Origin of the sequence: Clostridium sp. Marseille-Q2269 (genome assembly GCF_943736985.1) — a bacterium.
Classification (GTDB): domain Bacteria; phylum Bacillota; class Clostridia; order Clostridiales; family Clostridiaceae; genus Clostridium_F.
In genome coordinates this window covers 1-22,514 of the sequence record NZ_CALSFS010000019.1, presented here as the reverse complement: position 1 = coordinate 22,514, position 22,514 = coordinate 1, and the positions used below count along the sequence as shown (strand labels likewise).

Annotated in this window: 22 protein-coding genes and 1 pseudogene; 14 read left to right on the top strand and 9 right to left on the bottom strand. The window is 24.6% G+C overall.

Annotation, left to right across the window (positions count from 1 at the left end; genetic code table 11):
• Positions 1-22 precede the first annotated feature (22 nt).
• Positions 23-925, bottom strand: coding sequence for a hypothetical protein (locus tag NGI68_RS15880; protein WP_251862420.1), 903 nt, complete (start codon positions 923-925; stop codon positions 23-25).
• 423 nt (positions 926-1,348) lie between these two features.
• Here NGI68_RS15880 and NGI68_RS15875 point away from each other — a divergent pair.
• The 4 genes and pseudogenes from NGI68_RS15875 to NGI68_RS15860 form a co-directional block, all read left to right on the top strand.
• A pseudogene (locus NGI68_RS15875) lies at positions 1,349-2,269 on the top strand (cation:dicarboxylate symporter family transporter); the annotation flags it as partial.
• Between the two features lie 359 nt (positions 2,270-2,628).
• Positions 2,629-2,763 carry a YvrJ family protein gene (locus NGI68_RS15870; RefSeq protein WP_251862419.1) on the top strand — a complete coding sequence of 45 codons (135 nt, stop codon included), beginning with the start codon at positions 2,629-2,631 and terminating at the stop codon, positions 2,761-2,763.
• A gap of 167 nt (positions 2,764-2,930) precedes the next feature.
• Entirely contained in the window at positions 2,931-3,152 is a 222-nt protein-coding gene (locus tag NGI68_RS15865) for a DUF1659 domain-containing protein (RefSeq protein ID WP_251862418.1), read from the top strand.
• 23 nt (positions 3,153-3,175) lie between these two features.
• Entirely contained in the window at positions 3,176-3,403 is a 228-nt protein-coding gene (locus tag NGI68_RS15860; RefSeq protein WP_251862417.1) for a DUF2922 domain-containing protein, read from the top strand.
• A gap of 84 nt (positions 3,404-3,487) precedes the next feature.
• On the opposite strand, the gene NGI68_RS15855 is transcribed toward NGI68_RS15860, so the two are convergent.
• The 8 genes from NGI68_RS15855 to NGI68_RS15820 all read right to left on the bottom strand — a co-directional run bounded on the left by NGI68_RS15855 (position 3,488) and on the right by NGI68_RS15820 (position 12,078).
• Positions 3,488-4,750 (bottom strand): MFS transporter, encoded by a 1,263-nt coding sequence (locus tag NGI68_RS15855; protein WP_251862416.1) that lies wholly within the window; start codon positions 4,748-4,750, stop codon positions 3,488-3,490.
• The gene (locus NGI68_RS15850) at positions 4,743-6,062 is read right to left on the bottom strand and encodes a radical SAM/SPASM domain-containing protein (protein ID WP_251862415.1); all 1,320 of its coding nucleotides are present in this window, start codon (positions 6,060-6,062) and stop codon (positions 4,743-4,745) included. The genes NGI68_RS15855 and NGI68_RS15850 overlap by 8 nt, the downstream gene beginning before the upstream one ends.
• A gap of 390 nt (positions 6,063-6,452) precedes the next feature.
• Complete coding sequence (locus tag NGI68_RS15845) at positions 6,453-6,668, bottom strand: hypothetical protein (protein ID WP_251862414.1); 216 nt, start codon at positions 6,666-6,668, stop codon at positions 6,453-6,455.
• A gap of 412 nt (positions 6,669-7,080) precedes the next feature.
• Complete coding sequence (locus tag NGI68_RS15840; RefSeq protein ID WP_251862413.1) at positions 7,081-7,854, bottom strand: hypothetical protein; 774 nt, start codon at positions 7,852-7,854, stop codon at positions 7,081-7,083.
• 174 nt (positions 7,855-8,028) lie between these two features.
• Complete coding sequence (locus tag NGI68_RS15835) at positions 8,029-8,790, bottom strand: hypothetical protein (protein ID WP_251862412.1); 762 nt, start codon at positions 8,788-8,790, stop codon at positions 8,029-8,031.
• A gap of 135 nt (positions 8,791-8,925) precedes the next feature.
• Positions 8,926-10,116 (bottom strand): ABC transporter permease, encoded by a 1,191-nt coding sequence (locus NGI68_RS15830; protein WP_251862411.1) that lies wholly within the window; start codon positions 10,114-10,116, stop codon positions 8,926-8,928.
• A 2-nt stretch (positions 10,117-10,118) separates the two neighbouring features.
• Positions 10,119-10,805: an ABC transporter ATP-binding protein gene (locus tag NGI68_RS15825; protein WP_251862410.1), complete on the bottom strand. Its 687-nt coding sequence runs from the start codon at positions 10,803-10,805 to the stop codon at positions 10,119-10,121.
• Positions 10,798-12,078: an efflux RND transporter periplasmic adaptor subunit gene (locus NGI68_RS15820; RefSeq protein ID WP_251862409.1), complete on the bottom strand. Its 1,281-nt coding sequence runs from the start codon at positions 12,076-12,078 to the stop codon at positions 10,798-10,800. The genes NGI68_RS15825 and NGI68_RS15820 overlap by 8 nt, the downstream gene beginning before the upstream one ends.
• Positions 12,079-12,305: 227 nt before the next feature.
• On the opposite strand from NGI68_RS15820, the gene NGI68_RS15815 reads away from it, so the two are divergent.
• From NGI68_RS15815 to NGI68_RS15770, 10 genes are all read left to right on the top strand, one after another.
• On the top strand, positions 12,306-12,653 hold the full coding sequence (locus NGI68_RS15815) for a hypothetical protein (RefSeq protein ID WP_251862408.1): 348 nt from the start codon (positions 12,306-12,308) through the stop codon (positions 12,651-12,653).
• Positions 12,654-12,714: 61 nt separating this feature from the next.
• The gene (locus NGI68_RS15810) at positions 12,715-13,263 is read left to right on the top strand and encodes a stage II sporulation protein M (RefSeq protein ID WP_251862407.1); all 549 of its coding nucleotides are present in this window, start codon (positions 12,715-12,717) and stop codon (positions 13,261-13,263) included.
• Positions 13,264-13,297: 34 nt separating this feature from the next.
• Entirely contained in the window at positions 13,298-13,894 is a 597-nt protein-coding gene (locus NGI68_RS15805; RefSeq protein ID WP_251862406.1) for a hypothetical protein, read from the top strand.
• 15 nt (positions 13,895-13,909) lie between these two features.
• A complete protein-coding gene (locus NGI68_RS15800) occupies positions 13,910-14,683 on the top strand; it encodes an ABC transporter ATP-binding protein (RefSeq protein WP_251862405.1) in 774 nt (257 codons plus the stop codon).
• Positions 14,676-15,356 (top strand): permease-like membrane multi-spanning protein, encoded by a 681-nt coding sequence (locus NGI68_RS15795; protein ID WP_251862404.1) that lies wholly within the window; start codon positions 14,676-14,678, stop codon positions 15,354-15,356. The genes NGI68_RS15800 and NGI68_RS15795 overlap by 8 nt, the downstream gene beginning before the upstream one ends.
• Before the next feature lie 1,278 nt (positions 15,357-16,634).
• On the top strand, positions 16,635-17,066 hold the full coding sequence (locus NGI68_RS15790; protein WP_251862403.1) for a tyrosine-type recombinase/integrase: 432 nt from the start codon (positions 16,635-16,637) through the stop codon (positions 17,064-17,066).
• Between the two features lie 156 nt (positions 17,067-17,222).
• Positions 17,223-18,305: a tyrosine-type recombinase/integrase gene (locus NGI68_RS15785; RefSeq protein WP_251862402.1), complete on the top strand. Its 1,083-nt coding sequence runs from the start codon at positions 17,223-17,225 to the stop codon at positions 18,303-18,305.
• A 4-nt stretch (positions 18,306-18,309) separates the two neighbouring features.
• Complete coding sequence (locus tag NGI68_RS15780) at positions 18,310-20,175, top strand: tyrosine-type recombinase/integrase (RefSeq protein WP_251862401.1); 1,866 nt, start codon at positions 18,310-18,312, stop codon at positions 20,173-20,175.
• The gene (locus tag NGI68_RS15775) at positions 20,165-22,000 is read left to right on the top strand and encodes a tyrosine-type recombinase/integrase (protein WP_251862400.1); all 1,836 of its coding nucleotides are present in this window, start codon (positions 20,165-20,167) and stop codon (positions 21,998-22,000) included. The genes NGI68_RS15780 and NGI68_RS15775 overlap by 11 nt, the downstream gene beginning before the upstream one ends.
• The gene (locus tag NGI68_RS15770) at positions 21,981-22,361 is read left to right on the top strand and encodes a DUF6262 family protein (protein ID WP_251862399.1); all 381 of its coding nucleotides are present in this window, start codon (positions 21,981-21,983) and stop codon (positions 22,359-22,361) included. Before NGI68_RS15775 ends, NGI68_RS15770 begins: the two co-directional genes overlap by 20 nt.
• Positions 22,362-22,514: the final 153 nt, after the last annotated feature.

Genomic DNA, 22,514 nt, shown 5'->3' with positions numbered 1-22,514 from the left:
AAATTTTATTTACAGGGTTAGTTTAATTTCCAAATAAAGATTTTAATGCACGTCTAATTTGATTTAAATTATTATTAAACCAACATTTAAATAAGTTAAGTGCATAAATATTGATCATTTCATGTTCAAGAATATTTTCTGATCCAGCTATGAAAGAAAAATAATGAGCACCAAAATCTATTACAGCATTATTCATTTGATCTTCATTAAGATCTTCTGGTTTAACTGATATATTAATATAATCTCCATGTGAAAATTTATAAGTATCATTATCAAAACTTAATATACCTGATTCAATTGGACATTTAACCATTATTTTTGTATCATATACATATAATATTTGCCAATTATCCCAGTTTCCTGTAATATTGCATCTTTGATCTTCTTGATTAAAAGTTTCCGAGGTTAAATTTAAAAATATAATTTCCTCATTAACTTTTTCAATAAATAAAGGGTTTAATACACCTTTTATTTTATCTAAATTATTATTGAACCAATCTTTAAATAAGGAAATTATTGTACTATTCATAATTTCATGTTTAAGAATATTACCTACTCCAACTGTAAAAGAAAAATAATGAATACCAAAATTTATTACAGCATAGTTTATTTGATCTTTATTAAAATCACCTGGTTTAACTGATATATTAATATAGTCTCCATGTGAAAATTTATAAGTATTATTATCAAAACTTAATATACCTGATTCAATTGGACATTTAACTATTATTCTTTTATCATATGTAGATATTATTTTCCAATTACCCCAATTTCCTGTAATATTGTATTCTTTACCTCCTTGATTAAAAGTTTTGGGGCTTAAATCTAATGCTATAATTTTCTTATTAATTTTTTCTAGGTCTACGTTAATATCTATTTTAATTATTGGTTTATATTCAGTTGTAGTATAAACAGTTTTATTCATTATAAATTCATCCTCCCATATAAAATTATTGAAAAAACATACTATAATAATAACTTCACTTTTATTTGTTTTAGAGAATATATTAATTTTTACAATTCCCATTCATTAATAAATATTTATTAGCATTATTTCAAATGTTTAGAATATTATTAATTTTATTTTTTATTATAATTATAATTACTTTCTTTTAACAATGTCAATATATTAACAATATTCATTTAATAATAATTATTATTAATATATTGATATTATTGAAATTAATGGATGAATAGCCCATTATAGATTTGATGTTATTAATATTAGTTAGTCATTAATTCACTGAAACTAATGGTATAAATTATCTTTACAAGGTCATAAAAATACCACCAGCTTAGCTGGTGGATTCTTATTGTACTTCTTGGACTTTTGGCTTCTTCTATACCTTCATTAATTGTAGGTATATCAAATGTAGGCGATATAAAAAAAGTTGGAAAACTTGGAGGTAAAACACTTATATACTTCGAATTTGTTACCACTATTGCAATTTGTATTGGTTTAATAATAGGTAATTTATTTCATCCAGGAACTGGTATAAACATGAATTCACTTGTAAAAACGAATATTTCAAGTTATATAAATACTGCCTCAAGTGTTCAGAATCATAGCCTAGCCAACGTATTTACAAATATTGTTCCAACCAATATATTCCATTAATTAGCCAATGAAGGCATGCTTTCAATTATCTTCTTCTCAATTATGTTTGGTTTAGGAATTGGAGTAATTGGAGAAGCCGGAAAACCAGTCATATCTTTTTTTTAAGGAATTTCTCAATCAATGTTTTGGATAACTAATCAAGTAATGAAAATTGCTCCTTTTAGTGTATTTGCATTAATTGGTATAACAGTATCTAAGTTCGGTCTTACAGCACTTATTCCACTTGCTAAATTAGCTATAACTACTTATGGAGCTATGATATTTTTTGTAATTGTTATATTAGGATTAATAGCTAAAATAATTCATATAAATATATTTCTATTTTTTAAAATTTTAAAAGATGAATTAGTTCTCTCTTTTAGTACTGCTAGTTCTGAAGTGGTTCTACCAAAGCTCATAGAAAAAATGAATAGATTTGGATGTCCAAAATCAATAGCTTCATTTGTTATACCTACAGGATACTCATTTAATTTAGATGGATCTACTTTATATGAGTCTATAGCTGCACTTTTTATTGCACAACTATACGGAATTCACTTACCATTGCTTACCCAAATAGATCTAATGATTGTATTAATGGTTACTTCCAAAGGTATAGCAGGTGTACCTGGAGTTTCATTTGTAGTTCTTTTAGCTACACTAGGTTCTATTTGTTATAATTTTATCTATAATAATATATTTTTAAAATATATTTCTAATTAATTTATATAATTCAGATTTATCCATATTAATACTTGTATTATTAGGTTAATTTCTAGCAACTTTACCTACTAGAAGAAGTATATTTTTTAGTTTCTCATTTAAATGATATGAAAAGGATAAAATAATAAAAAAACTACAAAATGCTTTAAAAGGGCATATATAAAAATGAGTAGAGATATAAATGATTTTACATTTCATATAAGGAAAATATTTTACAAAACATAAAAATTTATAAAAAGCATTTATATCATATAATATATTTAATTTTTCCTATTTACAATTAATTCTCTACTTAGGGTGGTGGGAAAATGTATGACAACATAGTAAATCTTATAAGTAATTTAGGATTTCCCATAGCCATTAGTGTATATCTTTTAGTTAGAGTTGAAAAAAAGCTAGATGATTTAATTAAAGCTTTTAATAACTATACTAAAGGATCATAACTAGCTACAAATCACAAAAAGAAAGGTCTTATTTAGGATCTTTCTTTTTTTATTGTAAAAGAATAAATTCTAGGAAAGATAAGTTAAAATTTAAAAATTATCTGCTACACCCCTTCTTTAATCATATATATAGGTGAAATGAAAATTAAAAATAAGGAGGTAATATTATGGCAGCAAGCAAAAATCTTTTAGAAAGAAGTCTAGCTATATCTTATGAGGATGGACTAGATGAGAAAGGAAAGAATATCATAAAGAAATCTACCTACAAAAATGTAAAGTTTGATGCAGAACCAGAGGCTCTTATGACAGTGGTAGATTCCATAGAGCCATTAATGCCAGAGGGTATATCAGAAACCACAGTATTAGAAAACTATGCATTATTAAAATAATAAAAGGAAAGGAGCTGTAAAATATGAGTACGAAGAAGTATCTAAATTTAGTGTTTAGAACTGCAGAAAATACTAGTTCAACCCTAAGAATTCCAAAGGTTAAAGAAGATGTAACAGAAGAGGAAATAAAAAGTTGTGGTAAAGCTATAGTAGATGAGAACATATTTCAAACTAAAAATGGAGATCTTACAAGCTTAAGAGCTGCTAGAATTATAACCACAGATACAGAGGAAATTGAAATAGAAGAATAAAAAAAAGCTCTCACATTATATTGTGGGAGCTTTTCAAACTAATACTTTCATATGCACTAATTAATAGTTAATAAATGAAATGTACTAAGAAATTTTATTATATTCTAAATCATTTTGAAAAAAATTTTTCAATAATAATATTGTTAAAACCAATATTATAACGGCAATAAGCAAACATATAGATGTAGAAAAATTATCAAAAAGTAATCCAAAAATAATTTGTCCTAGGGGAACAGCAATGGTTCCAAACATATTAAAAACACAATTAACCCGGCCTAATAAATTTATAGGCGTTTCCTTTTGATAAATTGTAGTAAGGGCTAAGTTTCCAGTAGATGATACAATTGATAATAAAGAGCTGATTATTATTAAATTTATATATGGAATAAAATTAGATTTAAATAACTTAATATAGAAAGTACTATTAACTATAGATAATATAAAAAATAATATGCCTATACAACATATCTCTAAGAATAATATTTTATCTAATTTAAATTTCTTAGATAAGATATTGCAAAGTATTGGTGCTAAAAATATGGATAAGATTGATATTGAGTTTAATATTCCTAACTGAGAATCTGATACAGATAAATTTATTTTACCCATATAATTGAATCCAATTGAGACTATTGGATTATATACAAAATTTATAACTAATGCAAGGATAGCAATATTAAACAATATTGATTTATTTTTTAAAAATATAAAACCTTCTTTAAAATCTTTTATAAATTGGTTTGTAGTAATTTCCTTATGAATATAATTTTTAGGAATATTAATAAATACTTCACTTATAGAAGATATAAGAAAGCAAATAGAGTTTAATATTAAAATTATTGAAATCCCATACATGCCAAATAAATAACCTGCTATCAAAGGCGCAATAAAACTAGCCATGCTTCTAAATATGTTATTAAATCCATTGGCACTTATTAAAAATTCTTCTTCAATAATACATGGAATTATTGTGCTTATAGCTGGATTAAACATTGCTGATATTATTGAAAGAATTATCACAAGTAAATAAATACTAGAAATATTTAAAGAATTATTTGCATAAAAATATAAATAATATCCTCCCAATATAAGAAAATTTATAAAATCTAATGTAACTATTAATTTTTTCCTATCACTCCAGTCTACTAATACCCCAGAAATTGGAGTTAATATCAATGTGGGAATAATAGAAATAGCTAATACTGATGCAAATTTAGCAGCAGATCCAGTTATTTTTAAAACATAAAGACATAAAGAAAATTCTAAAGCTTGTGTTCCTAATAGTGATGTGAAATTTCCTAAAATTAAGAGTATAAAATTTTTATTCTTTAATAATGCATTATTCATTATAGCTACTGCTTAAGGTGTTTTTAAAATTATCATAAGAAATATGTAATTTTTCTTTTAAACTCATAACTCTAGGATCACAACAGGGTTTATTATTATATAATCTAGCAGAAGGGCAGCCCCCCTTACACATAGGTACTAAATTACAGGTTGAACATTGTTGAGGAATATCCAATAAAAGCCATTTACAGCGTTCACTATTTATTGATATTTCATCATCAAAAATACTACCAATTCTTTTTTCTTTAATTCCTATGAAATCCCAACATGCATATAAAAAACCTTCTGGATCTATAACAAAGGAATTATTACATACAGCTGTACAGAACACAGAATTATGCATAGGATCTAATTTATATATTGAGTCTATAGCTCCTTTATTATACAATTTATTAATTAAAGTAGCCTCAATATTATCAAATTCTTTAGCATTAATGCAATGTTTTTCTTCTACATTACAAAAGTCAGTATTTTTAACTACTATTGGATGAAAATTTATTTTAACCTTATTTCCTAAGTTTGTATAATCTATTAAGTAATCAATTAACTTATGCATTTCCATTATGTTTTTTTTATCTATATTCACTCTAATTATAATATTAAGAATATCATTAATATCATTAATATTTTTAATAATAATATTAAAACTATCTTCATTATTTTTTAATCTTCTTCTTTTATTATGCATAATTCTTAATCCATCAATAGTAATCTGGACATGATTAATCTTACATTGATGTTTTAATATTTTAGCTGTATTTACATCCAGTAATACTCCATTAGTAACAATTGAAGAAGAATATTTTATATTATATTTATTACATAAAAGAATTATTTTACAGGATATTTTTTTTAACAATTCTATACAAAGTAAAGGTTCTCCGCCATACCAAACTAAATTAATTTCTTTTAAATTATTTTTAATAATTTTTTTATTTATAAAAGTAATCAATTTATGAATAACATTATTATTCATAAATTGATTACTTTTAGCCTCATAACAATAAGAACATATCATATTACAGGACATTGTGGGAGCTATTGTAAGATTTAGAATGGAATCATCAAACCTGTTAACTCTCTCTTCAACACATAAACGTTTAAATTCATCAATATTATGATCTACAATAAATCCATTCTCTTTTAAAAAGATTATATCTTTATTATTTTTATCATATTCTGATTCTATATTATTATATAAATCTTTTAAATCCAAATTCAGCACTCCTAAGGCTGTAGAATATGTATTAAATATTAAAGTTTTACCATGAGATTCTTTTATTAATATATTATAAATTGATTTTTTAAACATCGGTACTCCTCCCAAATAATTGAAATGAGGTAATAAAGCATATTTATAATTATATACTTTACTACCTCCTGTCCCATTAACCTATTTGAACGCCACAAGTTCTATTGCTATCAACATTTGGCTTTAAAATTAACATTTTAATTCCCCCCTTTTAAATAAATAGGTTAATAATTAGTTAACTAATTATTTGAATATTCTGATATAATTAAAGCAATAATAATCCTTTTTTATATAAAAATCAATATATTTCGATAAATTTTTCCATAAAATAAAATAATTAATTCACAATATAACTATAAATTTTATTAATAATGCTTATAAAAAAACTACCCATAAAATAGGTAGTTTACTTAAGTTTTATATATAATTAATTATCTATTATATATTTTTTTAACGCTCTAATTCATCATACAAATAATTAATACCTTCATAGCATAATTTTGTATCTTCTTCTTCTAGAGTTGAATAAGTTTTTGAATTATAAAACTCTAATAAAGCCTGCTTTTGAGATATACCATGATTTTTAGCAAATCTTTGTGACACCTTTGAGGCCTTCAATGGAATAAATATGTATACATTATCTTGAGTTATTTTAGGTAGTATCATATTATACCTCCTCATATCTTATAAATTTTAAATACTTTAAAGATTCTTTTGTATGAAAATCCATAAATTTAAGCTAGAGCCTCATAATATAATACCAACGTTTCAGTAAACACTATAAAAATACCTACAGATAAAGAGATTATATTTTTATATCTATATTTAAAATTTCAATAAGAGCAACAAGTCTAAAGCCCATTAGTATAATAGTGAAATTTCAGTTTACACTAAATAATTCTATGTATGTAAATTAATTGATTAAAGTATATAATATATTACTAACATTTCATGCAACTTTTATATAAATAAATATCTATAACTTTCAGTATTAGTATAACCTACTATGTTCTTATTAAAAAAGGAGTACCAGGCTAAAGCCCCATAATATAATACGAACGTTTCAGTAAACACCATATTAATACTTATTATTTTTCACTCTAGATATTACACTAACATTAATATCTAATATTCTAGATATTTCCCTTACTCCAAATCCTTTGTTTAATAATTCTTTTATTTTATTCTCTTTATTTAATTTTTCTTGTTGTCTTTTAGTTAACCCATTTTCATTTCTTCTTTTATTTTTTTCATTATCTCTTCTTCTAACCTCTTTTTTACTTATAATAGTTTCAAGAGTTTGCATTTCCTCATCTAATATATTAAGCTTTTCTATTAAAGTTTCATTTTTATAATTATAACCACCACGTTTATATGTACCACTAGGGCTATCTTTTAGCCAAGATTCATAGGCTTTTTCAGCGGACTTTGTTGCTCTTTCTACTTCTTTATAAAAAGGTACTTTAAAGCCATTATTAAACTCTAATGTGTTTTTGAGGGCTCTTTCTTTATCTGATTCATAACAACAGCTCCAGTATCTATATAAAAAACACATAAATTCTCTTTGGCCATATTTAACTAAAACTCCATCTTCATTTCTACAATAGCCTTGTCTACTTTTTTGAAGAGTTACTATATCTCTAAGTCTTGCATAATGAAGACCATATAAAGTAAAAAAGTTAACTATCTTAGTATTTCTTCCCTTAGATTTGTGATATGGATTTTTAACATAGGGAGTTAATACTGGAAGATACTCCTGTTGTATTTCCCTTAGTATATATCTATCTTCACTATAAACTAAAATATCTGTATTTTTGCCACTCTTTTCATTTATTGATCCAGCAAGACGCATAACTCTTGAGCTATCTATAGACTTTTCATCCGCTCCTATGTATTTATATGTAAATTTACCTATATTTTTGTTTTTATTTCGCGAAATTTACTATTTAGTTAAAATTATTTTAGTTATACTTCATAATTTTAACTAAATAGTAAAGGAGTATATTTTATACTCCTAACTTAAAATTTATCTATTATATTTTTTTATAAATTCAAGTAATGCTATAGCTATAAGATCCTTTTGTGATTCATTTCTTTTTTTGCAGAATTCTTTAAAACCATCTAGCACATATTTATAGGTTTTAAAACTTCTACTACATATTTCACCCTTTAAATCATAATTTTCAAGATCAATTTTAGGAATTTCAATAATATTGTCTTTTCTATTTTCATCTTCTCTATATTTATTAAAAAGTAAATTAATCTGCTGTTTAATCATTTCAATATCACTTTTCATATTTTTAAATTCGTCTAACACTAAATGTGTGGTTACTTTTGGTGACTTAGGTAACACCCCTTCAATTCCTTTTATTTCAATGAAATCACTTTCCTTATCATCTAAATCATTAAAAATTACTTTTGAGTTACTCTCTAGTTTATTAATAGTATCTTTGGTTCTACTTTTAAATTGATTATTGGAGTTAATTTGGTAACTACTTAGAGTTTCATCATAGTTACTTTTAGGTTCCTTTAGTGTTTCTTTATACTGTGTTGTTATTTCTTCTAAATTATTTTGGTGTTTATTTTGAGTTACTTTAGTGTTACTTTCTATATTAATATCATATCTTTTAGTACCATTATTATATTTTATAGGTGTATCCTTTATTTTCTTTTGCCAAGTTCTAGCTGACATATTATATTTATCTCTTAAAAAGTTATCTCGCCTATTACCTTTAAGGCCATTTTCATTAAGGGTCTTTGCTATATGAATTAATTCTTCTAATTGCATTTTCCCACCTCACTATAATAGTTACTTTATAGTTACTATTTCTATTTATTTATGTTTTTTCCTCTAATATAAAAAGTAAGATTAAAAATAATTTATTTTTAATCTTACTTTAATGTACTTCTTTTAAAATTTACATTACTTGTAAATTGCTTTTATAGGATCAAGTCTTGAAGCTTTTGATGCTGGAATTATTCCAAATATTATACCTATTAATATAGATGTTATTGATGATCCAATAAAAATTTTAAAAGTAAATATTGGTTTCAATGGGCATATTAGTCCAACACTTTTAGATAAGCCATATCCAATAATAATACCTAATAGTCCTCCTAGTAAAGTTATTAATATAGATTCTATTAAAAATTGTGATAATATTGTTTTAGACTTTGCTCCAATTGCTCTTCTTATTCCTATTTCCATTTTTCTTTCTGTAACTGACACATACATAATATTCATAACACCTACACCTGAAACAAAAAGAGATATTCCAGATACAACTGCTATAAATCCTGTTATTCCACCAATTATAGACTGAAATGCTTTTGTCATAGCTTGTGGATCAGCCTTTACATACTCCCCATTTATATCTGGATGTAATCTTTCCAATTCTTCTTTAATATCTTTAAATACATCATCTAATTTATATCCTTCTTTAACTTTAGCTTTTATACTCATAATTTCATTTTCTGACTTAAAAGATTCTTTTAAAAAACTTGGTATATAATCTGAACCACCTTCAAGAGAAGTAGGTAATGGATCTTTTATAATTCCTATTACTTCTAAATATACACCATTTAATTTTATAGCTTTACCTAATCCTTCTTCATAATTATCTCCAAATAATTCTTTTGCATGCTTTTCTGTTATTAAACTAACTGGATTTTCAAAATCATTATCATTTTTAGTTATACTTCTACCTGCTATAATATTTACAGATTGATTTTTATATTCTTTAAACATTAAATATGTACTTTTATCAAAATAAGTCGCTTGTCCTCCTAAATTTAAGAATCCCATAATGCCATCATTATCAGCAGCAATATCAGCAACTCCATCTATACTTTTTAATTGATTAAAATCACTTTTATCAAAAGGTTGTGAACTGTCACCAGTATTAATTTCTTTACTTTCAAACATTATACTTAATGAATTAACATCTGTAGTATTAACTGATTTAGAAACATTATTTTGTAAACCAGCACCTATAGATAAAATAACAACTTCTGTACTTATTCCTATAATTATACCAATCATAGTTAAAAATACTCTTATTTTATTGGCTTTTAAACATAAAAGAGCACTTCTTAATAACATATTAAAGTTCATAACTATAGTTCCTCCTCTTTAGCAAAGACACCGTCTTTTAAAAATACTAAATGTGAAGCATATTTCTTAAGATCTTCATCATGAGTAACCATAATTATAGTTTTTCCTTGCCTGTTTAACTCAATTAAAAGATTAATGATTTCTAATCCTGTTTTACTATCTAAAGCTCCTGTAGGCTCATCAGCAACGATAATATCTGGATCATTAACTATAGCCCTAGCTATAGATATTCTTTGTTGCTGTCCTCCCGATAATTGATTAGGAAAACTTTTACTCTTATCAAAAAGTCCTACTTTTTTAAGTGCTTCTTTTATAAGTTTTTCTCTTTTACTTTTACTATTAATACCCTTATATATAAGAGGCAATTCTACATTTTGAGAAATATTTAAGGATTCTATTAAATGAAACTGTTGAAATATAAACCCTATATTTTTATTTCTAAAATCTGAACGTTCATTATCAGTCATTATTGTAACATCGGTACCATTATAAATATACTTACCTTCATTAAATTTATCTAATAATCCTAAAACATTTAAAAATGTAGTTTTTCCACTTCCTGATTTACCCATAATAATAACAAAGGAACTTTTTTCTACACTAAAATCTAATCCCTTTAATATTTCAAACCTATTATTATCCTGTTGATACCACTTACGAAGTCCTTTAACCTTTATTAGATCATTCAACCTTGTCCCCTTCTTTCATAGTATCCTTAACTTCACGAACAATTTTATCATTAAAATTTACACCATTTTTAATTTGTATATATTTATCATTCCAATCGGATGCTTCTATTTTTTTCTTTTTTAAAAATCTATCTTTAACAACCCAAACATAACTTTTGTCCTTATTTTTAAATATGGCCGTTTTAGGAATCTTAGGAATATAATTTTTAGCTTTAGTTGATACTTGCACATGAAATCCTGAACAAATGTCTTTAATATTATCTATTTGGATAATAACTTCATAAGAATTAATTGTTGATAACTTTGGGGAACTACTTTGAGATCCTGATCCTTGCTGTATTGCTCCTTGAGATATTGTTACCTCCGGTGAAGGTTTTTTATCTATATTTTTAATCTTACCATTAATAGATTGTCCTGTTCCTAAAATGGATACTTTTACAGTTTGCTCTTCAGTTAATTTAAGTATATCCTTTTCCGAAACTCCACACACAACCTGCATATTTTCACTATCTAATGTTAATATAGGCTTAGAAGGTTCTATTTCACTATATCCACCAATTTTAACAACTCCATCAAAAGGTGCTTTTATGTATACATTACATTTATCATTAATATTCTTTATTTTATCATTTAAATGATTTTGTTGTTTAATATTATCATTTAGTTCACTCTGTAATTCATCCTTAGATTTTTCAGCTAAAACTTTTTGTTGCTCTAAGTCAGCAGTATCTATTTGTTCTTGTTTATCTTTATTTTGTAAAATTGATACTTTTTGTTCTTCTGTTTTTTGCTCTTGCCCCTTTTGTTTTTGTATTTCTTGTTTTTGTTGCTCTTGCTCCCTTTGTTTTTGTTGTTTTTGTTGCTCTTGCACCTGATTAGCCTTATCGCTAACCGAATTTAATTCTTTTTTAGTTTTATTATATTTATCTTTCAAAGTGTCTAATTCATATTCTAAATCATTTTTTTGATCAATAAATTGATTATTCTTATAACTAAATAAAATATCTCCTGCTTTAACCATTTGCTTATCTTTAACATTTATTTTATCTACAGTACCTTTAGCTGTATCTGCTTGCAGAACCACACTTTTAGAACTTTTAATTTCTCCCTCAAAAAATACATTTGGCGCTTCCTTTACTGTATATAAAGATACTTTCTTAGCATTGTTTTTAGTATTATTTTTAAGTTTATTTATTGTTATCACTGTAAAGCCTATTAAAGATATAGTTACAACTATAATCAGGCTAACAATGATAACACGTTTTTTTTTCATATGATCCCCCACTTTAAGCATTAATAATATGAGTATATTTAATACATACTTATATTATTCTACTTTATTCTACCAATTATTTCAATATTTTATTTAAATACTATAATAAAAAGATATTCACCTTTAATATACCTTTATTGACAATTAATGTGATTTTATGGTAATATTTTCATGGTTGTACAACCTAGGGGATATTTCCAAATTATTTTAATTGGGAGGACTAATACATGAAATCTTTAAAATCTAAAATTCAAACAGGGACATGCATGGGAGTTGCTGCCCTTTCATTAAGTCAAGTTTCAGGTTTAAATGCTATGTGGGCTGCTGGAAAAGCAACAACTAATCAAGTAGGAACTGCATTGATTGCTGCTGTAGTAGCTTGTGTACCTGGTGGTAAGATATCATCAAAAGCTGCTGTAGCAATTCAAGCACTTTTAGGTAAAGGAGCAAATGCTCTTTCTAAAAATTGGTACGATTTGCTTTGGTCAGTTACAGATATAGCACTAGCTTTTGTACCTGGTGCTGTGGCTGGGAAAATAATGTATCAATTAGTAAAGCTTATACCCCTACTTTAATTATTATGAATACTATTGCAGTAATATTACTGCAATAGTATTTTACTAAGGTGTGTTTTATATGTTTAAAAAAAAATACTTATTTATTTCTATTTTTATTGCAATTACCTTATTAGTTTTAGGATATAGTATATCTTCTAATTTATATACTTATCAAAATAAATTTATTCCTCAAAGAGGATATTTATCTTTCTTTCAAATTTTTATTAAAAATTTTTCATCCTGTATGTTGGTATTAATACTATCATTACTTGGTCCAATATCCTCATTAATTATAATGAATTTATTTTTTTCATTAGGGATAGGTATACATATGACTAAAATATCTTATTCAACTACGCTTTTTAAAACTTTAATAGGTTTTTTAGGGCATTCACTTGGAGAAATAATTGCACTGATTATTTTATTACTTATATCTATTCATATAACTATAGGTTGGATAAAATACTTATTTGGAAAAGATGGTATTATTCTAAAAAAATTATATAAATATTATTTTGTTGAAAAAATTATTTATATTATTACTTTTATTGCAATTATTTTATTATTGTCTTCTATTATAGAAGTTTACTGGTCAGCTCCATATTTCGAAAAATTATATATTAAATAGTAATTATATAAAAATTAATATTAGAGGTGAAAAAATGAATTTTGAAAATCAAATTGTAGCAGAATCTAATAAAGATTCTATAACTATTAAATCTATATTGTGCATTTTTATTTCAGCTCTTATTACATGTTCCATAGGTTCTTTTTTTACTAAATATTTATTAAGAGATGTAGATAAGCAGCAATCATTAATAAGTAATATATTAATTGTTTTTACATTAATACAATCAATTATTCAAATTATATCATTTATTATAACAATGTTAATATTTTATTATCTTCTAAAACTTATTTTAAATGGAATTGATTTTGGTTACAAAATTACTCCTAAAAAATTTATAAATATATCTGGATACTTTTGTTTAATTAAAGGAATAAGTGTTTTTATACTTACGTTAATTACGTCTTATATATATAATTATACAAATTTACCTTTTGAAAATATGATTAATAAATGGACGTATAATTCAAATATAATTAATATTATTTCTAATTTTATATTTTTAATTTTTATGTCTATATATTATGGGAATAAAATATTTAATAATAAAAATAAAATTAAAATTTCTTTAGCATTTTTAACTCCATATGTAATAATAACTATACTACCATTCTTTATTAAATTAATATAATTGGAGGATAAAAATATGTTTATTATAGAAACAAATAATTTAAATAAAGTTTATAAAAATGGAACTAAAGCTTTAAGCGATATAAATATACATGTTAAAAAGCGATCAATTACTGGATTAATAGGAGAAAATGGTGCTGGTAAAACTACATTAATGAATATACTAGTTTCATTAATAAATAAAACTTATGGAAATATAACCATATTTAACTTAGATTTAAATAATAAAAATATCTTATCTATAAAAAAAAATATTGGATTCGTAAGTAATGAAATACTTGCTTATGAACACTTATCTGTAATAGAATATTGGAATTTTATAGGTACTATTTATAAATTAAATAAAAATGATATAAAAAATAGAATAAATGATTTATTAGATGTATTAGATTTATCTAAAGCATCTAACAAACTAATAAGAGAATTCTCTAAAGGAATGAAACAAAAAGCTTTGATAGGAGGAGCATTAATACATAATCCTAAACTATTAATATTAGATGAACCGTTAGATGGTATAGATCCTACTTCCAAAATAGTTATTAAAAATATTTTAAAACAATTTAACCAAAATGGTGTATCTATACTTTTAAGTGCTCATGATTTATCTTTAATAAATGATTTATGTACAGATCTTATAATAATAGATAATGGAAAAGTTAAATTTCAAGATAATATACAAAAATTACATAATAAATATAAGGATTTATCCTTAGAAGAAATATTTATAAAAATAACTAACAAAACTGATAAAATTAATAAAAACTTATCATGGGGTGAAAATAATGATTAACATAATGATTAATGATATAAGAATATATTTTAGACAAGATAAAAAAACTTATATTTATTTCATAATAAAAGTATTGCTTTTCATCATTATGTTCATTAATATAGGGTCTAATTTAAAAAAATATTCTGATAATGTTTTTTTACTCTTATTTAGTGCAATATTATTTCAAGGTATCTATTCTATAAATATTTTATCAGTATCTAAACACGAAATAGATAACACTAAATTTTTATTTACACTGCCAATCAGTACAAAATTATTTATACTATCAAAAAATTCATTGGCTTTTATTATTTTGTTTATAGAATTTTTAATAATTGAACTAATATTTATATTAAATGGTCTTTTGCCCATAATACATATAAATAAATGTTTATCTTTTATTACTGCAATAATATTTGCTATATCAATATCTAATATATTATTCAAAATAGATCATAAAAGAGATGATATTAATGAAAACTCAACTATTAAATCAATACAAGAAGGTTTTAAATTTCTACTTACAGTATCAACATTTACAATATTAATACTATTTGTAGTATTAAATTCTTATATAAGTTTTATTTTAAAATTTGTTATAGCAATTGCTTTTTATATTTTCTCTTTTAGAATTCTTGAAAAAGATATTATACATCAAACAAAATTTATTGAAGAGATTGATTTAATATGATAGATACTATATTATGTTTAATTAATTTTTATAAAAATAAAAATTGTATAAATTCTAAAAACATATTTTTTATAGTATTAAATATAATTTTAGGTATAACATTAAATATTGCTACATTACTTTCATTTAATATATTAAAATTAGAAATTAATAAAAATAATAAAATATTAAGTGGATACTTTATAATTATATCAATATTTTATGTTTTATCTACAGTAAAAGAAAAAATTTCAAATCTAAAATGTATCAAAGATTTGTTTGTTTTGCCAATTTCATATGAAGAATTGTTCTTTAGTATATTTAGTTATCATTTTTTATCATATACTAATATTTTATATATGCATTTATATTTTATACCTATATATTTTCTATATAAATCATTTTCAAATTTCATCATTTTATTATTAATAAGCTTATTAATAGGGATTTTCGTAGAATTAATTACATTAATTCTATGTGAATTGTTAATAAGTATGTTGTATAGTACTCTTTTTACTTTTTTATCTATACTAACTGTTACACCAATAATATATGTTATTTACTTATACTACAATAACATTATTGAAAGCTTTTCAAATATCTATATTTTTAGTCCTCATATATTATTACTTATATTACTTATATTACTTATATTACTATATAAAATTTCAAAATATTTATTTTTCATTTATGAATTATTATTAAAAAAATATGATAATTAGGAGAAATCTATGAATAAGATAATTAATAAACAAACTAAAAAATCAAGACCAATAAAAACATTCATAATTCTTTACTCTTTTTTAATACTTACATTATTAACAACATTAGGCTATCTTTCATCTATTAAAAATACTGGACAAATTCCATCTGCTTTTATTTTAGCTATGTATTTATTAAAATTAATAGGCTTAATATTTTTAATTAAATGGAGAAAATTAGGCTTATATATCTTTTACATATCTTATATATTATTAATAATATACAACTTTAATCTTTCATTATTACCGAATATTATTATTGGAATAGGCGTTAATATCCTATTATTTTACATAGCATTAAAAAAACAATGGAGTTTATATAAATAATAAAATGCAATAATTAACTATTGCATTTTATTATTTATATATTAATTTTACTTAATATAGTTTTTGACAAACCGACGAAATAGGCCCTATCCATTGATATAATTAGGTTCATCTTAATTATACTAATGGATTTTTTTATTTTGTGCTTTTCAATTTGTCATAGTTTCTATTATAATATTATTATGACAAAGTTAACTAAGGAGGAGAATTTATGAATAACGTAGGTCCTATTAGGGATAAAAATAAAATTCAAGATGTGAAACTTTATCTTAAAGGAAAAAACTTAAGATCCTATACTATGTTTATTGTAGGAATTAATGTGGCCCTTAGAATTACAGATCTTTTAAGTTTAAAGTGGAGTGATGTTCTTAAGGAAAATAAGAAAACTTTTAAAGACATCGAAATATTTGAGGGAAAAACAAATAAACATAGAAAGATTAAACTAAATAAATCTGCCACAAAAGCTTTAAAGGAATTAATTGAAAATATTCCCTACATTAATATAGATGATTTTATATTTAAAAGTCGTGAAGGAGAAAATAAACCTATTACAAGACAGCAGGCTCTTAATATTTTAAAGGAAGCAGCCATTTCTGTTGGAGTTGAAGAAAATATAGGAACCCATTCACTTCGTTATCTGTAGGTATAATATATAATATGAATTACGTAAACCACGTTAATGACGGGGCTTTTTTTATACGTAAAATAATTATTAACCATAGTAATTCTATTACGTATACGATATAATCAAAGTAAATAAATCAATAAGAGATTTTAATACTAAATAAAAGGAGCTAATATGAAAGTTCAAATTGTTAGAATACCTAATAGTAATAAAAAATCATGGATGGTTATAGGAGACAATTTTCTACCTATAGAACCTATATCAGAGTTTATAAAGTATATGGAAAACATAGAATATTCACCTAATACAATACGTTCTTATACGTATCATCTTAAGCTCTATTGGGAATATCTAAGAGCTGCTAAATTAGAATGGACTAAAGTTCAATTAAATGAAATTGCTGATTTTATATCCTGGCTTAGGAACCCACAGTTAGGAGTACACTTAATCTATGAACAACAATCTAAAAGAAGTGAATCTACGATAAATGCTATATTAACTTGTGTATCAATGTTTTATGAATTTCACGAAAGAAATCATACTAGCGTTCAACATCTTAACATCAATCGTTATCAGAATGCACCCCATAAATATAAGGGTCTATTATACCATATCAACAAAGGAAAACCTGTAAAAAGCACTATGATTAAATTAAAAGTGCCAAAGAAAATACCTAAAACATTAACTAAGGAACAAATAATGCATATAATAAATGCTTGTAATTGTATAAGAGATAAATTTTTAGTAAGTTTAGTTTATGAAACAGGTATGCGTATAGGTCAGGCATTAGGCTTAAGGCATGAAGATATCCATTCTTGGGATAATACAATTTATGTTATTCCTCGTGACGAAAATATTAATAATGCTCGTTCTAAATCTAAAGATCAAAATATTATTCATGTATCTAAAGAGTTAATGGCATTATATACAGATTATATTGTTCATGAATTTGGTGAAACAGATAGTGATTATGTTTTTGTTAACTTATGGAAAGGGAATATAGGTGAACCCATGAAATATGAAACAGCAGTTGATATATTCAATAGATTAAGTAAAAAAATCGGTATCCCCATGCATTGGCATATGTTACGCCATACTCATGCTACTGAATTAATTAGAAATGGTTGGGATGCTGCATATGTGCAGAAAAGACTGGGTCATAAAAATATACAGACTACTATGAATACTTATACTCATTTAACAGACGAAGATATGAAAGAAGCATATAAAAAATATTCGGATAAGATAAAGAGGTAATTTTATGAATGTAGGAAATACATTAACTTTGTATTCAGAAGAAAAACAAAAAAAATTAATGGAAGAATTAAAAGACTTTTGGAAAGAAGATATATGGAATATTAATAATGCTCCTGTTAATCAAAACAAAAAAGCTCCATCTGATTATAAATTATCCTTTAAATGTAGAGCAAACAATCTAAAAATAGAGATAAAATATGCTTGTATGTATAAATTTAGAAATAATGAATGGGTTATTAGAAATACTTCAAGATTAAGTAATATTAAAATTATGGTTAAGTGGATTGATAATACCGAGAATAATATTAAATCATTTATGCTAAAAAATTTAAATGAATGGGAAAAATCATTGTCCAACTATTTAAAAGAAAATAATTTATTTAAACAATACAAAAAAGAAAGGATTGATGCTAATCAAAATAAGAGAATTTCAATTGGGGTAGATCCTACTATTTCAGTTTTACGTCAAATCTATCGTACAATTGTAGATGTATATGATGAAAGAACTGGATATGATAGAGATGTATGGGATTTAAGAGAATTAGGTATTGAAGTTGATAAATCAAGATCAGCTTATAAGTTAAACTTTTCTAAAATAACTCAATCATGGCTTAATAAAGCTGCAAAAAAATTTATGGCCTATAATTTAATTATTAATTCCCCTGCTCATTGTATGTATCATATACAAGGATTAAATTATTTTTCAGCATTTATTAAAGAGAAATATCCTCAAATTACTCCATTAGAAATTAACAGAAAAATTATTCTTAATTATTTATATTATCTTTATAATACTGACTTAGCTAAAACTACAAAACAACACCATATTATAAACATCAGAAGTTTCTTTGAAAAATGTAGTCAGGAACATTGGTTAGATATTACTGATAGCCGTTTAATATATAGTGAAGATATTCCACGTAGAGATAAAAATTTACCTCGTTATATTCCACAGAATGTTGTATTCCAACTAAATCAACATTTAGATTCATTACCTGAAGCTATAATTCGTATGGTATTAATTATTCAAGAATGTGGAATGAGAGTTACTGAACTTTGTAATATGCCCTTTAATTGTATTATGAAGGATAATTATGAAGATTATTTTCTTAGATACTATCAAGGTAAAATGAAAAAAGAACAGAGCATTCCTATTACTAAAGAAATATCCAAAGTTATTATGGATCAGCAAAAGTTTATAGTTTCTCGAAATTTACAATCATATGATCTACTTTTTTGTAGTGAAACCGGTGAACCTATAAAACAAAGATATTTCAGTACAATCTTAAATAAACTGGCATATGATAAAGGAATTAGTGATGATAAAGGAAATTTATATAGATTTGAATCTCACCAATTCAGGCATACAGTTGGAACTACAATGATAAATAATGGAGTTCCTCAACATATTGTTCAACGTTATTTAGGGCACGAAAGCCCTGAAATGACTAATCATTACGCTAAAATTCATGATATAACTATGAAAAAAGCATTTGAACAGTATCAAAAGAAAACTATAAACATACTTGGTGAAATAATTGAGAAAGAATCCTATGTTAACAATACAGATTTACAATGGTTAAAAAAGAATATATTAGCTCAAGCTTTACCCAATGGATATTGCTCAATGCCTACAGTTCTTGGGACATGTCCTCATGCTAATGGTTGTTTAACATGTGACAAATTTAGAACAGATATAAGTTTTTTAAGTCAACATAAATGGCAGTTAAATGAAACTAATAAAATAATATCTGAAGCTAAGAAAAATAATTGGCTACGTCAAATTGAAATGAACCACCGTGTTAAAAAAAATTTAGAAAAGATTATTGCTACATTAGAAAAGAAGGGAGTTATTGAAGGTGATAACTAGTTCAGTTGCATGGTCTAGAGATAAGCATCTAAATTTAAAAGATACCCTTCATGGTATGTGGAAAGAAGATATTTGGGTATTTCCTGATCCATACCATAAAAATGAAAAATGGCGTATTAAATTTTCTTGTAAATCTAATACAATAAATGATGAATTAAAATTTGCTTGTAGTTATAGGTTTAAAAATAATGAGTGGTCTCCAAAAACTAGACCATTAGCTACATTTATTCATAGGATAATCAAATGGCTTAATACACAAAGTAAAAATGATATAAGTTTAATGGATAAACCTTATGAGCAATGTATTATTTCACTTCGTACTTTCTTGATTAGTGAAGATAGATGGCATCCTAAAAACAGAGTAGTTATAAACAGTAATCAGGAATTAAAGACTTATGAAAAAGAAGATTCTTGTATATATATTTTCAAGGGAATTTATAGAGTACTGCAAGAATACTATGATGTAAGGACAGAATATGAAAAAGATATTTGGGATTTAAGAAAATTAGGATGTGAGATTAATAAAGCTAATTCACATTACACATTGAATTTTAATAAGATTCACCAAAAGTGGTTAAAGGATATTATAAAAATATATTTAAAGTATAACTTATCTAAAAATTCTGTAGCAAATACAATTAATAAATTAGTTGCTTTAAACCATTTTTCAGCTTTTTTATATGAAAATTATCCATTTATAAAAGCAGCTAATATTAATAGATCAGTAATTATAAAATATCTTGCTTATATATCAAGTAAGAACATATCATCTAATTCTAAAAATCAGTATGTTATAAGTGTTAGAAAGTTTTTAGAAATCTGTGGCAAGCAAAGATGGGGAAATATTACTTCAGATCCACTTATATATGATGCAGACCTTCCGCGGCGTACAGAAAAGCAACCACGATTTATACCTGAAAGTGTTCTAAAACAGCTTAATGAGCACTTAGAAGAATTACCTTCTTATATTATGAGAATGGTATTAATTATTCAAGAATGTGGTATGAGAATTAGTGAACTTTGCACAATACCATTTGATTGTTTAGAGCAAGATTTAACTGGAGATTGGTTTCTTTTATATTATCAAATTAAAACTAAAAATGAACATCGTATTCCTATAACAAATGAGATAGTGTCAATTATTCAAGAACAACAGCATGAAGATATAAAACAATTTACTAAAAAACCTCAATATCTTTTTTGTTATTTAAAAGGAAGAGCTATAACTAGACAGACATTTTCAAATGCCCTAAACAGAATGGCATATAATAATAAAATCTGTGATAATACTGGTGAACTTTTTAGGTTTAAATCACATCAATTTCGTCATACATTAGGAACTCGTATGGTAAATAACGGTGTACCTCAATATATTATACAAGGGTATTTAGGCCATAAATGTGCCAAAGCTACCAGTAGATATGCACATATTTTAGATCAAACATTAAAAAAACAATTTGCAGAATTTAAAGGTAAGATGGTTGATATAAATGGTAAAATAATTGATGACAATTCTTCACCAGATAGTATTGAACTGCAGTGGCTTAAAAAGAATGTACTGATTCAAACATTACCTAATGGATATTGCTGTTTACCAGTATCATCACAAGAATGTCCTCATGCTAATACATGCCTAACCTGTACTCATTTTCGTACTGATCTGTCATTTTTAGATATGCATAAAAAACAGTTAAAATCTACAGAAAAAATATTAAAAGAATCTAAAGATAAAGGATGGCAGCGAATATTAGAAATGAATGAAAAAATCAAAGAAAATCTACAACATATTATTTTAACATTAGAAGGTGATAAAAATAACACATAAACGTAATATTGAAGGATTAATTAAAAGTGCCCAAAAACGGCGTGATGAAGCATTAAAAAGAGCTGATGAAGGAATTAAGAAATTGATTAAGGAAGAAAAACCTATTAACTTTAAAACAGTGTCTGAATCATCTAATGTTTCCACAGCATGGCTTTATAAACAGTCTGAAATTATGGAAAGAATTAAAACCCTTCGCAGTCAGCAAAAAGGAAAAGCTATTGCAAAACCTCGAATAAAAACAAGTGATGCTTCGAAAGATACAATGCTTACAACTTTGAAAAATAGAGTTAAACAACTTGAAGAAGAAAATAAAGAGCTTAAGAAACAGATTGAGGTTTTATATGGACAGATATATAAATAATTAAAAGTATGATTAACTTAAAAGAGATGGTAATTATATATGAGAAAAGGTAGAAAATATGAGGATTAATTCCTTGATTTTCTACCTTTTTCAATATGTTTCATGAGCCTTGTTTTTTTATCTAATCATAAAATGTTAATATTGTAATCCAGT

Coding starts and splice junctions, on each gene's coding strand:
- NGI68_RS15880 (WP_251862420.1), bottom strand. CDS start 925: ATGAATAAAACTGTTTATACTACAACTGAATATAAACCAATAATTAAA.
- NGI68_RS15870 (WP_251862419.1), top strand. CDS start 2,629: ATGTATGACAACATAGTAAATCTTATAAGTAATTTAGGATTTCCCATA.
- NGI68_RS15865 (WP_251862418.1), top strand. CDS start 2,931: ATGGCAGCAAGCAAAAATCTTTTAGAAAGAAGTCTAGCTATATCTTAT.
- NGI68_RS15860 (WP_251862417.1), top strand. CDS start 3,176: ATGAGTACGAAGAAGTATCTAAATTTAGTGTTTAGAACTGCAGAAAAT.
- NGI68_RS15855 (WP_251862416.1), bottom strand. CDS start 4,750: ATGAATAATGCATTATTAAAGAATAAAAATTTTATACTCTTAATTTTA.
- NGI68_RS15850 (WP_251862415.1), bottom strand. CDS start 6,062: ATGTTTAAAAAATCAATTTATAATATATTAATAAAAGAATCTCATGGT.
- NGI68_RS15845 (WP_251862414.1), bottom strand. CDS start 6,668: ATGATACTACCTAAAATAACTCAAGATAATGTATACATATTTATTCCA.
- NGI68_RS15840 (WP_251862413.1), bottom strand. CDS start 7,854: ATGCGTCTTGCTGGATCAATAAATGAAAAGAGTGGCAAAAATACAGAT.
- NGI68_RS15835 (WP_251862412.1), bottom strand. CDS start 8,790: ATGCAATTAGAAGAATTAATTCATATAGCAAAGACCCTTAATGAAAAT.
- NGI68_RS15830 (WP_251862411.1), bottom strand. CDS start 10,116: ATGAACTTTAATATGTTATTAAGAAGTGCTCTTTTATGTTTAAAAGCC.
- NGI68_RS15820 (WP_251862409.1), bottom strand. CDS start 12,078: ATGAAAAAAAAACGTGTTATCATTGTTAGCCTGATTATAGTTGTAACT.
- NGI68_RS15815 (WP_251862408.1), top strand. CDS start 12,306: ATGAAATCTTTAAAATCTAAAATTCAAACAGGGACATGCATGGGAGTT.
- NGI68_RS15810 (WP_251862407.1), top strand. CDS start 12,715: ATGTTTAAAAAAAAATACTTATTTATTTCTATTTTTATTGCAATTACC.
- NGI68_RS15805 (WP_251862406.1), top strand. CDS start 13,298: ATGAATTTTGAAAATCAAATTGTAGCAGAATCTAATAAAGATTCTATA.
- NGI68_RS15800 (WP_251862405.1), top strand. CDS start 13,910: ATGTTTATTATAGAAACAAATAATTTAAATAAAGTTTATAAAAATGGA.
- NGI68_RS15795 (WP_251862404.1), top strand. CDS start 14,676: ATGATTAACATAATGATTAATGATATAAGAATATATTTTAGACAAGAT.
- NGI68_RS15790 (WP_251862403.1), top strand. CDS start 16,635: ATGAATAACGTAGGTCCTATTAGGGATAAAAATAAAATTCAAGATGTG.
- NGI68_RS15785 (WP_251862402.1), top strand. CDS start 17,223: ATGAAAGTTCAAATTGTTAGAATACCTAATAGTAATAAAAAATCATGG.
- NGI68_RS15780 (WP_251862401.1), top strand. CDS start 18,310: ATGAATGTAGGAAATACATTAACTTTGTATTCAGAAGAAAAACAAAAA.